This window comes from Marinobacter similis (assembly GCF_000830985.1).
GTDB lineage: Bacteria > Pseudomonadota > Gammaproteobacteria > Pseudomonadales > Oleiphilaceae > Marinobacter > Marinobacter similis.
In genome coordinates, this window is the sequence record NZ_CP007151.1 from 1,734,106 (window position 1) to 1,746,953 (window position 12,848).

Below are 12,848 nucleotides of genomic sequence, written 5' to 3' on the forward strand. Positions count from 1 at the left end.
TACGAGGAGACTGTGGATGAAGCGCCTGCTGAAACTGCTGGTTGTGCTCGGGCTGGGCGGCTTTGTGGTGTTCAAGGCCGGGGTCTGGTGGTTGACTGACCAGCGCCTGGCCGAGGCCCGGTCCGCTCTGGAGTCGTACGGCGTGATCGAGCGCGGCACCATCAGTTCGGGCGTTGACGGCCGGGTGCTGTTGTCCGGCAGCAGTTGGCAGGACTTTCGGTTGACCCGTCCTTTGGAAATCGGTCGCCTTGAGTTCGATGCCGGATCGCCTCTGGATCTGGCGTCGGCCCTGATAGACCCGGGCACACTGCCGAACAGCTGGACCTGCAAGCCGACGGGCTGGGGCTGGTGCTTGAGGCCACTATGTTTCGCAACTGGGTTACGGCCGAGGGTCAGAACAGCAGTGGTGAGCCCACGCTGATGACCCTGTCCTGCGCGCCGGATCCGCGCCAGCAGCTGGGCAGTGGCGACCTGATGCGGATGGGGATCACCGCATTGGGCGGCGAAGTCCTGATCCGGCAGAACGCCGACGGTGTTCACGCCGAGCTGAACACGGCGGGCACCGGCAGCCTGGAGCTGCAATGGCCCGACGCCCGAATTGATGTGATAGACCCGAACGCGTGCTCGACAGCACCACCCAGGCCATGACCGTGACCCTGCGCGATGGTGGCTTGATGCGCCGGGTAGCAGCCTACTGCGCCCGTGAGGCGGGGCTGGAGCCATCGGCCTGGGCCGACCAGACTCTGGCTGCTTTTCAGCAGGGCCTCGACGCCCGGGGCCTGAATGCCAGCCGGCAACTGCTTGCGCTGTATCGGCAATGGCTGCTGGAAGGGGGCGAAATAACGGTGGCTGTGCAGCCGCAAGCGCCCGCCCTTGGCATCCCGATTGTGCCCGTGGGCGAAGAGCCTGAGGGTGCCGAATGGACCGTGGCGTACAACGGCGCCACAGTGCCCGATGTGTTCCTGCGTGAAGCCGAACCGGTGCTCGCGGAGCCTGATCCGGGGGCTGCCGAACCCGCTGTGCAGCAGGAGAACCCGGAGGTGCAAGGGTGGTATGCTGCTTCGGTTGAGAATGCCAGTCAGTGGATAGGGCGCCAGGTGCGCGTCACCTTGTCCAATGACAACGTGGTTGAAGGTCGGCTGGTCAGCGTCAGCGAGCGCGAGCTTGAAGTCGCTCGGGTCGTGGCGGGCGGTGAAGTAGCGTATCCAATGCTGGCGCGTGCCATTACCGGTTTTGAGGTGTGGCGGCGCGGTCGCAAACAGTGACCCGAATCGGGTCCGAGGGGAGTGTATGTCGCAGTCTGAAGTAAATGTTGCGTCGGTTCCGGGCGTCAAGGACATGTTGACGCGTTTGATCTCCCTGCCTTCGATAAGCAGTGCCTCGGCCAAGTGGGATCACAGCAACGAAGCGGTTGTTCGGATTCTGGCCGAGTGGCTGGAGCCCCTGGCTTTGCCGTCGAAATCCTGGAAGTACCGGGCATGCCCGGCAAATTCAACCTGATTGCCACCCTGGGCAGTGGCCCAGGAGGGTTGGTGCTGTCCGGTCATACCGATACGGTGCCCTACGACGATCAGCGCTGGACCAGCGATCCGTTCACCCTGACCGAGCGGGATAACCGTTGGTACGGGCTTGGCACCTGTGACATGAAAGGCTTTTTCGCCCTGGCTATCGAAGCCGCCCGGGAGTTCGCCGGTTTGCCGATGAAGGAGCCCCTGATTCTGCTGGCGACCGCCGATGAGGAAAGCTCCATGAATGGGGCCCGGGCGCTCGCCGAGGCGGGCAAGCCCAAGGCCCGTTACGCGGTCATTGGCGAGCCTACCAGTCTGAAGCCGGTGCGTATGCACAAGGGCATCATGATGGAACGCCTGAAGTTCGAGGGCCAGTCTGGCCATTCCTCGAACCCCGCACTCGGTCGCAATGCCCTGGAAGGGATGCATGAAGCCCTGTCTGAGCTTTTGACCCTCCGCGGTCAGTGGCAGGAACAGTACCGCAACCCGAACTTCGAGGTTCAGGTGCCTACCTGAATCTTGGCTGCATTCACGGTGGCGATAATCCCAACCGCATCTGTGCCCAGTGCGAGCTGCATTTCGATCTTCGGCCACTGCCAGGCATGGACATGGAGAGCCTGCGCCAGGCCATCCTGAGCAAGGTGCGGCCGGTGGCCGAGCGCCGGGAGCTGAGCATGGAGTTCGAGCCGCTGTTCGATGGCGTACCACCCTTCGAAACGCCGGCCGACGCCGCACTGGTAAAGGCCTGTGAAAAGCTGACCGGGCACACCGCTCACGCGGTGGCCTTCGCCACCGAGGCGCCCTGGCTGCAAAAACTGGGTCTGGAAACCCTGGTCATGGGGCCTGGCTCCATTGATCAGGCCCATCAGCCCGATGAGTACATTGAGCTGGCCCAGCTGGAGCCGACGATTCGGATCCTGAAGGGGCTGATCAGACAATTCTGCTTGTAAGAAGCTTGTAACGACTAACTTGGAGACCGGGTTGAAATCGAACGACTGGCTGCACGGATTCCGCCACTCATCCCCCTACATTAACGCCCATCGCGGCCGTACGGTGGTGTTGACTATCCCCGGAGATGCCATTGAACACGGCAACTTCATCAACATCATCCACGACATCGCCCTGTTGAGCAGTCTGGGGGTGCGATTGGTGGTGGCGTTTGGTGCCCGCCCGCAAATCCAGACGCGTCTGGACGGTGCCGGTGCCGAGTCCTCGTTCGCCCAGGGCCTGCGAATCACCCCGGAACAGCAACTGCCGATGGTCATGGAAGCCATTGGTGGTCTGCGCGCGTTTCTCGAAAGCCAGCTGTCCATGGGGCTGGTGAATTCCCCCATGCACAACGCCCGTATTCGGGTCAGCAGCGGTAACTATGTCGCGGCCCGTCCGGTGGGCGTGCTCGACGGTATTGATTTTGGGTACACCGGCCGGGTTCGGCGGGTAGATGTGGCCGGAATCGAGAAACTGCTGGAGCTGGGGCACATCGTGCTGCTGCCACCGATGGGCTATTCGCCCACCGGCGACGCCTTCAACCTGTCTTACGAGGACGTTGGCAGCCAGGTGGCGGCGGCCTTGCAGGCCGAGAAACTACTGGTGTTCATTGACGACGAGGGTTTGCTGGAAGAAGACGGCAGTCTGATCCGTGAACTCTCCGCCCGACAGGCCTCGGAGCGACTGGCCGCCGGAGCCGTAACCGGACATGACGCGGCGTTGCTGCGGGCCGCCTGCGACGCCTGTGTCAAAGGCGTGCGGCGGGCCCACATCATCAGCTATGTGAACGACGGTGCCCTGCTGGAAGAAATGTTCACCCGGGACGGTTCGGGCACGCTGGTCAGCGGCGATAACTACGAGCAGATCCGGCAGGCCCGGGTTGAAGACATCGGCGGCATCCTTGAGCTGATCCAGCCCCTGGAAGAGCAGGGTGTGCTGGTACGCCGGTCCCGGGAAATGCTGGAAACCGAGATTGACCGTTTTGTGGTGGCCGAACGGGACGGCACCATTGTTGGGTGTGCGGCCCTGTATTACTACCCGGAAGAGCAAGCCGGCGAGCTGTCCTGCTTCGCGGTGAACCCGTCCTACCGCCGGGCCGGCCGCGGCGACGATATCCTGGCCATGGTTGAGAAGCTGGCGAAGGCGCAGGGCATCCAGAACCTGTTTGTGCTGACCACGCAGACCGAACACTGGTTCCGGGAGCGGGGCTTTCAGATCTCGTCGGTACAGGCGCTGCCAGGCCCCAAGCTGGCGTCCTACAACGCCCAGCGCAAGTCAAAAGTCTTCGTTAAACCTCTCTGACAGCGCCTCGAGGGTCTGCTGACGTTCACGGCGAGGGCGCTCGGACAGGTCCTCGACGGCCCGGTAAAAGGCCGGGAAATCGTGATTCAGTTCCAGCAACAGCTGGCGGAATCCCGGCACGTACTGGTTGTACTGACGGAACAGCGCCAGGTTGGCATTGTTCAGGCTCGTGGGATTGGCACCGAACGGGCCGGGTTGCTGCCACTGTTCCGATAAGCGCAGGTAAGTCTGTACCAGTTCGGTTAACAGCTCATCTTTGCGTTGGCGCAGGGCCGCCACCGGAATTTGCCCTTGCTGCTGGTACAGAGCTTCGAGCTGTTGGCTGGTTGCCCGCACCAGGTTCAGGGTCTGTTCCCGTTGCTGCAGGCGTTCCCGGGCGCGTTCAAACACCTCGGGATTGTCGTTTTGCCTGGACCAGAGTTTCAGGCCTTCCAGCTCCACCGCCGTTGCAAAGCTTTCGTTGAAAGTGGTGTCGCCACTGACGTAGAGGACCTGGTGCGCCAGTTCATGGAAGATCAGCGCCACCATCCGGCCCTCGCTCAGATTGGTGAAGCCGGAATGCAGGGGATCGTCGAACCAGCCAGTGTTGAATAGGCGGTGACGCCGCCAACGAAGGTGTCGTACCGGTCGCTCTCAAATTTGGCCTGCTCCCTCTTGGCGTCGTCCAGGTTGAAATAGCCCCGATAGGCCTGGCAACCCAGCACCAGATAGCACCAGCGGTGTGGTTCCAGCGAGAATTCCGGTACTGCGACCAGATTGACCACGACCCAGGGGTGATCAAGCGCGACGTACTCGGAATAGGCGTCACCGGTGGGCAGACTCAGGGTGTCGCGGGCAAATTGCCGGGCCTGTTGGCTGGTTTTTAGCTTCGCTTTCAGCTCCTCGGATGTGGTATCACGGGCGATCAGCTGTTCGACCGGTTCGCCCGCCATCATCAGAGAAACGTGGCCCGACACCGCCTGACTGTAATAGCCAATACTGGAACAACCGGAAACTCCGGCAATAAGTAGAAATAGGAAGTAGATCTGACTAAGCTGTTTCATGGATCAAGATGTTATATTGGTAACGATTGCCGGTTGGGACCAAGCCGGTATATTACAGGCATGGTTCCGATATTAGCAGGTAGTAGCAGGTGGCAATTGCCATCGTTTCCAGGGACGTAGGCCAGATGGGGCGGAAGCAATTGCTCTCTCGTTCTGGTTTCAAGAATGATCAGGTAGTTAATGGATCCGAGAGAACGTCGCAGTAGCCTCGCAAGCCCATCAAACTGGCAGCCCAGATAGACCTGGGCAGGGGCGAAGCCTGGCCATGCCAGATCGCGGACTTCTGCGCCGAAGGTCTGTTCGTCCGCTATTCAGCCGAAACCTCCCGCAAACTCGACCGCGCCCTGGCCGACGGCGACCCCGCCGAGCTGGTGGTGCGTTTCCGGAGCCTGGACGGTCGGAAGCGCCACGAGTTGCATGTCAGTATTGTCCGGCGCATCGATGGCGCCATGGGCGTTCACTTCACCCGCTCCGCGCCCGAGGCGGTCGACGCCATGTTGCAGCAATGGGGTGGCTCCCGGGACCAGGATCGCGCCTCGCTGAAGGCACCCAATGACCGGGTCCAGTATGTCCTGCACCAGTCCGCCAAGGCCGTTATCCAGTTTATCGAGCCCTTGATGGACGACTGTTTTGGCAAGATGGTCGAGGGTCTGAAACAAGCCGCCCAGCGCGCGCCCAACGACCAGCAGGCCAACGAATTCATGGATGCCTCGGGCCAGCTCCAGGGGCGTCAGCGGGTGATCTGGCACCAGATGGCACGGACTCTGGAATCGCCGTTGAAACCGGCACCTAAAGGTTTTCCGGGCTCGGAATTGTCAGTGGTGGACAAAGGCGAGTTCGAAGACTGGCTGACCATCCGGGTGATGGTGACCAAGGCCGACACCCAATTCCGTGGCGACTTGCTTCAGCTGAAATTGCGACTCGACAAGCTCGGCATTGCCAACAGTACCGGACACCACAATCCGCTAGGACCTTCCCTGGTCTGCGAGGCCTTTCACAGCGGGTTGAGCCAGCTGAAGGCGTCCCGCGAGGTCGAGAAAGTCTGCCTGAAAGTTTTTGAACAGACCGTACTTACGCAGTTGGGGCCGCTATACCAGGAGCTCAACAACATCCTGATTCGTCACGGTGTGTTGCCGGACCTGGATCTGAGCAAATACCTGAGCGATCAGACCGCCTCCCAGGCTGAGTCCGGCCCGACGCCGGCCACTGAGCCAAGCCGCAGCCCGCTGTTCAGGAACATGAACAGGAGCAGCGTGCCGGCAAGAATGACGAAAAGAGCGCGGAACAGCAAAAGCCGAAACCTGCTCGTAGCCGGGACAATCGCAGCAGCGGTGAATTCCGCGGTTACACCCAGGCGGCACAAACTGCCTTTGCCACCGTTCGCAACCTGCTGACCACACTGACCGCCAGTCGTATTTCTCGCGGTGACCCGGAGCCCGTGCCCTTCCCGGTGAATGCCCGGCCGCTGTCCAGTGGCGAACTGCAGCGGGAGCTGCAGCAGCTTCAGGTGGCGGCCATTGAAGCCTCGGCAGCCGAGACCACACTCAAGGAGCGAGTGGTAGAGAAGGTCCGTGCCAGCGGCGACAGCAAGCTGGACGAGGAGCAGCAGGGCACTCTGGATGTGGTCGACCGGTTTTTCCGGTCGGTGGTGGAAAGCCCGAAGCTGAGCGAATATGCCCAGGAGCGTATCCGGCAGTTGGAAGTGCCGGTGCTCAAGGTGGTGATGCGCGATCCGGCGTTTTTTGACGATCTCGACAGCCCGGTGCGAGGCGTGATGAACCGGCTGGCGCAGCTCGGAACCAAGGGCGGGCGCATCAATCCGGTGGTGCAGCGGCGGGTGGATGAGTTGATCCAGCGCATTACCACCGAATTCGAACAGGATACCGGGGTGTTCGAGCAGACTGTGCAGGAGCTCGATTCCCTCATTGATCGCCAGAACCTGGTTTACCGGCGCAATGTTGAGCGGGTAGCTGCCGCCGCCGAAGGCGCCCAGAAAGTGGCGGACTCCAAACAGGCGGTTTCCGAGGTGCTGGATGAGAAACTCGCTGGCCGCAAGGTGCCCAGGGCAGTGCTGAGCCTGCTTGATGGCGGCTGGCGCGACCTGTTGTCGCTGACCTGGATCCGCCAGGGTCCGGACAGTCCGCTTTGGCACGATTACCTGGCGGTGATCGATTCGCTGTTGTCGTTTGCTGCCGATCCGGACAGCACCCTGAACCTGCCAGAGCTACTGCGGGTGATTCAGGACGGTCTGTCGTCTATTTCCAGCAATCACCTGCCTTCGTCACAGATTCGCGATGAGTTGAAACAATTCCTGGTGCGTAGTCCTGAAAAGGCGCCGGATATGGTTGAGGTGCCACCGGCGAAGCCCGAGCAGAAAACCGACAAGGTCCTGTCGGAGCGTGAACAGCGAAGCCTGCAGCGTTGGATCAACCGGGCCCAGAAGTTGCGGACCGGCGATTGGTTGCGGGACCAGGATAACCCCGATGAGCCCCAGTACATTCGCCTGGTGTGGATTGCCCGCGGGTTCAGTCGGTTCGTGTTTGTGAACCACCAGGGTATGCGGGTGGTGGAACTGGAGCTCGAGGCATTGGCCCGCCACATGCGCAAGGGCATCATTGTGCCGGACAACCAATACGAGCGGCCGCTGGTGGATGAAAGTATCGATCGTATGGTGCGTAAGGTCTACGATCAGTTGTCCTGGGCCTCCACTCACGATGAGCTAACCGGGTTGCTGGGACGTCGCGAGTTCGAGCGCATGCTGGAGCAGCAACTGGCCCGCCGCGAAGACGAGCGCACACTGGTCCGGCTGGACCTGCGCCGGTTCCGCTTGCTCAACGATACCGCCGGCTATCAGGCCGGCGACGCAACCCTGAAGCAGGTTGCCGAATTGCTCGGTCGCGCGGTGGAAGACGGCATGCCGCTGGCACGTCTTGCCGGGACTGAATTTGCCCTGCTGGTGCCCGCGGAGCACGCCCAGCAGACCGCCCGCGACCTGATCGAATCGGTGGAGGCGGCAAAGTTTGTGTTTGATGGCCGGACCTACCGGCTGTCGGCCAGTGCCGGGGTCGTTGCGGAGTTGCCGGGTCTGGTCAGTGCCGAACGTTGGTTGCGGGCTTCGGAGCAGGCTCTGGCTTCGGCCAAGCAGGACGGTCACGGTAAAGTGAGCGAGTACACCCTGGACCCGGACGACCAGTCGCGCCAGGAACAGATCGCCGCCAAGGTGGCGGGACTCAGCGATCTCAACGAAGAGCGTATGCTGCTGCGCTGCCAGAAAATCATTCCGTTGCATGCCCAGGTTGCTATGGCGCCTCAGTATGAGGTGCTGATCAGCATGTACGATGATTACGGCAACCTGATTACCGGCCGGGATTTCGTGCGGATGGCGGAACGGTATGACCGGATGCAGGCGGTGGATCGCTGGGTAGTCGGCCACATGCTGGACTGGTTGCGCGAGCGTGCGCCGGATCCGCGTCATATGGGTGGCATCTGTATAAACCTGTCGGGGCATTCCCTGAACGACCAGTCCTTGCTGGAGTTTATCTACGAAAAACTGAGTGAGAAAGACGCGCCGATCGAACGGCTCTGGTTTGAGCTGACCGAAGCTTCTGCCATCAACGACGTTGAGGCCTTTGCTGACTTCATGCTGGAAATGAAGGAACTGGGGTGTCGCTTCTGCCTCGGTAATTTCGGCAGCGGTCCGAGCTCATTCCAGTTTATGCGGTCATTGCCGGTGGATCTGATCAAGATCGACGGTTCGTTCACCAGTCAGCTCAGCACCAGTGAAACCGACCGCGCCATGGTCAAGTCCATGGTCGAAATGGCTCACTACATGAAGCGGGAAGTCATTGCCTCTCAGGTTGAATCCCGCGACATCCTCGATATGCTGACTGAGCTGGGCGTCGATTACGCTCAGGGCTTCGTGGTGGAAAGACCCCGATTGCTCACCAGTCTCACCTGATCTCCGGACCTTTCTGTATGTCCAAGCGTCACCCGATTATTGCGGTTACCGGCTCCTCAGGCGCCGGCACGACCACCACCGGCCAGATATTTAGCCGGATGTTTGCCAGTGAGGAACTGAATGCCGCGATGGTCAGCGGTGACAGTTTTCACCGCTACAACCGGGAGCAAATGGCGAGGCTGGCGGCCAAAGGTCAGTTTGGTGAGCGCAACCACTTCGCGCTGGCGGCCAACCATATCGATAAGCTGGAAGCGCTGTTCTACGACTACGGCCACACCGGCAATGGCCGCTACCGGCAGTACGTGCACGACGAGGACCGAGCCTGATGGCGGCGGGCCACAAGCCCGGTACCTTTACACCTTGGGGGCCTTTGCCGGCGGAGAGCGATCTGTTGTTTTACGAGGGCCTGCACGGTGGTGTGGTCAGTGAAACCTACAACATCGCCCAGTACGTCGACCTGCTGATTGGGGTGGTGCCAATCGTGAACCTGGAATGGATCCAGAAGATCCACCGGGACACCAACAAGCGGGGTTACAGCCAGGAAGCGGTGGTAGAAACCATTATCAACCGGATGGACGATTACGTGCACGACATCGTGCCCCAGTTCTCCCACACCCATATCAACTTCCAGCGTATTCCCCTGGTCGACACCTCCAATCCGTTTGTGGTCAGAGATGTACCGACCGAAGACGAAAGCATGCTGGTGATCCGGTTCCGGGACCCCTCTGAGGTGGATTTCCCCTATCTGCTGCAGGTCATCGCCAACAGCAGCTTGTCCCGTCACGACACCCTGGTGATTCCGGGCACAAAAATGGCGCTGGCCATGGATCTGGTGGTGCGACCCATGGTCCAGCGCCTGATGGCGCGCAAGCCCTTTGCCTGAGGCCGTTCAGGCGGTTAGTTTGCCATCCCGGTAGTCGCGCAGGGCCTGTTCGATTTCCTCACTGGTGTTCATCACGAAGGGGCCGTATTGCACCACCGGCTCGCCAATGGGTTTGCCCGCAATCAATAGCAGCCGGGCTCCCGCAGCACCAGCCGTTAACCGGATCTGGTCGCCGTCACCCAGGATATTGGCCGCGCTCAGGCAGAGCGCGGCATCGCCAAGCCTGGCCTCTCCCTCGTACAGGTATAACAGGCCATTGTGGGTTTCCGGCACCGGCAGCGTGACTTCTCCGCCCGGCTCCAGGTGCAGGTCAGCATAGATCGGCTGGGTGCTGCGGCCGCTCTCGGCGCCGCGATGCGCGGTGTCGCCCAGCACCAGGTTGCCGGCAATCAGCTTGATCTGGCTGCCATCCACATTAATGCTCGGGATCTGCTCGGGCTGGATGTCGCGATAACCGGCATCGGTCATTTTTTCTGCCGCCGGCAGGTTAAGCCAGAGCTGGAACCCTCGCATGGTGCCTTCTTCCTGCTGGGGCATTTCCGAATGGATGATGCCGCGCCCGGCAGTCATCCACTGCACACCGCCGTTGCGCAACTCGCCCCGATTGCCCAGGTGGTCCTGGTGCAGCATGTGGCCTTCAATCATATAGGTCACGGTCTCGAAGCCACGGTGCGGATGAGACGGAAAGCCAGCGATGTAATCGGCCGCATCGGCCGAGCCAAATTCATCCAGCATCAGAAACGGATCCAGCCGAACCGCCTGGGTCTGTCCCAGCGAGCGCTTGATACGAACACCTGCACCGTCGGATGTTTCGGCACCCGCGATCACCTGCTTGAGAGGTCGATCTGTCATTTTTGCCTCCTTCCAAAAGGGCATTGGAACGTTGTTATCAGGCGGTCAGAGTTTCGATATTGCGCCGGGCTTGTTGCAGTGCATCGGCTTTGCGGTCGTCCCCCATGTTCAGGCCTTCTGCGTAAACAAAGTGCAGGTCCTTCAGGCCCAAAAAGCCCAGGAAGGAGCGCAGGAACGGGGTCTGTGAATCGTTCGGGGTGCCGGCGTAGATGCCGCCGCGTGCCGCCAGAATATAGACCGGGCGATCTTCCAGCAGGCCCACCGGGCCGTTTTCAGTATAGCGGAAGCTGATGCCGGCCCGTGCGATGTGGTCAAAGTAGGCCTTGAGCACGGACGGAATGCCGAAGTTGTACATCGGCACGCCGATGACGATGATGTCGGCCTGTTTCACCTCTTCGATCAGTGAATCTGAATAATCCACCACGCGCTGCTGTTGGCTATTGCGGTCGTCTGCGTTGGTCAGGAAGGCGCCAAAGCGGTCGGCGTCCAGGTGCGGCACCGGCTCTGCCGACAGGTCACGTTGCAGGATGTCCAGGTCGCCATGGCTGGCCCGTAACTGCTCGAGCGTACGCTTGACCAACTGGGACGATTGGCCGTCCTGGCCAAAGATGCTTGCGGTGATGACGAGAATGTTTTTCATGTTCAATGCCTCCGGGATAATTCGACAATATAGAGGTATTGAACTGCGTCGCCGGCAAAGATGAAATCGGAGAATCTTGGAAGGTTTATTCAGAATTTTTGATTAAACGCTAGAGCCCGCATGTGGACGGGCTCTAGCGGGCACTGACAGGCGTTATTCGACGTTGCGGGAATAGAAGATTTCCAGCATTTCCCGACGCAGGCGGTCTTCGATGGACTGGGCTTCCCCGGGGCCGAGGTCGCTGGCATTAACGCCAAACACGTAGTTATCCAGGTCGAAGTTCTTCAACATCATCTTGGTGTGGAACAGGTTTTCCTGGTACACGTTGACGTCGATCATCTGGTAGGCGGCCTGGGTGTCCTCGGTCAGATAGTTCTGGATCGAGTTGATGTCGTGATCGATGTAATGCTTGGTGCCATCCACGTCACGGGTAAAACCGCGCACCCGGTAGTCCACGGTCACCACGTCCGAATCAAAGCTGTGGATCAGGTAGTTCAATACCTTCAGCGGTGAAATCAGGCCACAGGTGGACACGTCGATGTCGGCCCGGAAGGTGCTGACGCCGTCGTGGGGGTGACTTTCCGGATAGGTGTGCACCGTCACGTGGCTCTTGTCCAAGTGAGCAACGATGGTGTCGGGCAGAGGTCCCGGCGACTCCTCGTTATCCGGCTCCTCACCGTTGGTCAGTTCGTGCTCGGCGATCAGCATAGTGACCGAGGCGCCGTGGGGCTCGTAATCCTGACGGGCGATGTTGAGCACGTTGGCGCCGATGATCTTGACGACATCGGTCAGAATCTGGGTCAGACGCTCGGCGTTGTACATCTCGTCGATGTAATCGATGTACGCCTCACGCTGTTCTTCGGTCTGCGCATAACAGATATCGTAAATGTTAAAGTCAGGGATTTGGTCAGGTTGTTGAAACCGTGCAGCTGGAGTTTGGATTCCATGCTCAGCCCCTCCGTATCGTGGAGATGAATGACTGCAGACGTGTGTTACACGCTCTGCCAAGGCCGCCACCGATAACTGACCCGGTTGTTCACCTTTTGCGCAGACCGGCGGAGAGGGTGCGTATTATGCACACCGAGGGTGACGTTGAATAGTACAGGCACTGCATTTCCACATCCGTGATTGCCGCTGTGGCGGGGGCTCCAGCCGGAGAGTTCCGGCGCTGATACGCCGCCGGTACAGCGGTCCTAGTGTTGGCTTTAATCGGCGTCACGGATTTCGTGGCTGTGGCTGATTTCAACGCCGGCCTGCTCAAGCATGATGGACGCCGAACAGTACTTTTCAGCCGACAGGCTAACTGCCCGTTTGACCTGGTTTTCTTTCAGGTTGTGCCCGGTCACAACGAAGTGTAGATGGATTTTGGTGAACACTGCGGGCACGGCGTCAGCGCGCTCGGCTTCAAGTTCGGCATGACAGGCGGTGACCTCTTGCCGACTTTTCTTGAGGATGCTCATGACATCGAACGAGGAGCAGCCGCCCAGTCCCATCAGCAGCATCTCCATGGGGCGCGGGCCCAGGTTTTCGCCACCGTGATCGGGCGGGCCGTCGAGTTGCACGCTGTGGCCACTGCCACTGGTGACCTTGAAGCTGGCGTTTCCGGTCCAGTCAACGGTTGCTTTCATGGGGGATTCTCCGTTTCTGTCTGATCAGGGCCGAAATCGTCGGCGCG

7 protein-coding genes and 5 pseudogenes are annotated in these 12,848 nt (G+C 60.3%); 7 read left to right on the plus strand and 5 right to left on the minus strand.

The genetic code is table 11. The features are described 5' to 3' along the window. Window positions 1-16: 16 nt before the first annotated feature. From AU14_RS21150 to argA, 5 genes and pseudogenes are all read left to right on the plus strand, one after another. A complete protein-coding gene (locus AU14_RS21150) occupies window positions 17-421 on the plus strand; it encodes a hypothetical protein (RefSeq protein ID WP_236744552.1) in 405 nt (134 codons plus the stop codon). After that, window positions 421-648, plus strand: a complete 228-nt coding sequence (locus AU14_RS21155) for a hypothetical protein (protein ID WP_236744553.1) — start codon at window positions 421-423, stop codon at window positions 646-648. The genes AU14_RS21150 and AU14_RS21155 overlap by 1 nt, the downstream gene beginning before the upstream one ends. Further along, entirely contained in the window at window positions 621-1,265 is a 645-nt protein-coding gene (locus AU14_RS21160; RefSeq protein ID WP_236744554.1) for an LSm family protein, read from the plus strand. Before AU14_RS21155 ends, AU14_RS21160 begins: the two co-directional genes overlap by 28 nt. Before the next feature lie 25 nt (window positions 1,266-1,290). Next, a pseudogene (gene argE / locus AU14_RS07985) lies at window positions 1,291-2,458 on the plus strand (acetylornithine deacetylase). Between the two features lie 31 nt (window positions 2,459-2,489). After that, window positions 2,490-3,797 (plus strand): amino-acid N-acetyltransferase, encoded by a 1,308-nt coding sequence (gene argA, locus AU14_RS07990; RefSeq protein ID WP_041340143.1) that lies wholly within the window; start codon window positions 2,490-2,492, stop codon window positions 3,795-3,797. On the opposite strand, the pseudogene AU14_RS07995 reads toward argA, so the two are convergent. Beyond that, window positions 3,771-4,840, minus strand: a pseudogene (locus tag AU14_RS07995) (aminopeptidase). The gene argA and the pseudogene AU14_RS07995 overlap by 27 nt on opposite strands. Window positions 4,841-5,020: 180 nt before the next feature. On the opposite strand from AU14_RS07995, the pseudogene AU14_RS23770 reads away from it, so the two are divergent. After that, window positions 5,021-8,798 (plus strand): annotated as a pseudogene (locus AU14_RS23770) (DUF1631 family protein). A 17-nt stretch (window positions 8,799-8,815) separates the two neighbouring features. Next, window positions 8,816-9,681, plus strand: a pseudogene (locus AU14_RS23265) (phosphoribulokinase). Between the two features lie 6 nt (window positions 9,682-9,687). On the opposite strand, the gene AU14_RS08010 reads toward AU14_RS23265, so the two are convergent. The 4 genes and pseudogenes from AU14_RS08010 to AU14_RS08025 form a co-directional block, all read right to left on the minus strand. Further along, window positions 9,688-10,533: a pirin family protein gene (locus AU14_RS08010; RefSeq protein ID WP_041340145.1), complete on the minus strand. Its 846-nt coding sequence runs from the start codon at window positions 10,531-10,533 to the stop codon at window positions 9,688-9,690. 37 nt (window positions 10,534-10,570) lie between these two features. After that, on the minus strand, window positions 10,571-11,173 hold the full coding sequence (locus AU14_RS08015; protein ID WP_041340148.1) for an FMN-dependent NADH-azoreductase: 603 nt from the start codon (window positions 11,171-11,173) through the stop codon (window positions 10,571-10,573). Between the two features lie 153 nt (window positions 11,174-11,326). Then, window positions 11,327-12,120: pseudogene (gene speD, locus AU14_RS08020) on the minus strand (adenosylmethionine decarboxylase). Window positions 12,121-12,378: 258 nt separating this feature from the next. Then, a complete protein-coding gene (locus AU14_RS08025; RefSeq protein WP_041340150.1) occupies window positions 12,379-12,801 on the minus strand; it encodes an OsmC family protein in 423 nt (140 codons plus the stop codon). Window positions 12,802-12,848 lie beyond the last annotated feature (47 nt).

Coding starts and splice junctions, on each gene's coding strand:
- AU14_RS21150 (WP_236744552.1), top strand. CDS start 17: ATGAAGCGCCTGCTGAAACTGCTGGTTGTGCTCGGGCTGGGCGGCTTT.
- AU14_RS21155 (WP_236744553.1), top strand. CDS start 421: ATGACCCTGTCCTGCGCGCCGGATCCGCGCCAGCAGCTGGGCAGTGGC.
- AU14_RS08010 (WP_041340145.1), bottom strand. CDS start 10,533: ATGACAGATCGACCTCTCAAGCAGGTGATCGCGGGTGCCGAAACATCC.
- AU14_RS08015 (WP_041340148.1), bottom strand. CDS start 11,173: ATGAAAAACATTCTCGTCATCACCGCAAGCATCTTTGGCCAGGACGGC.
- AU14_RS08025 (WP_041340150.1), bottom strand. CDS start 12,801: ATGAAAGCAACCGTTGACTGGACCGGAAACGCCAGCTTCAAGGTCACC.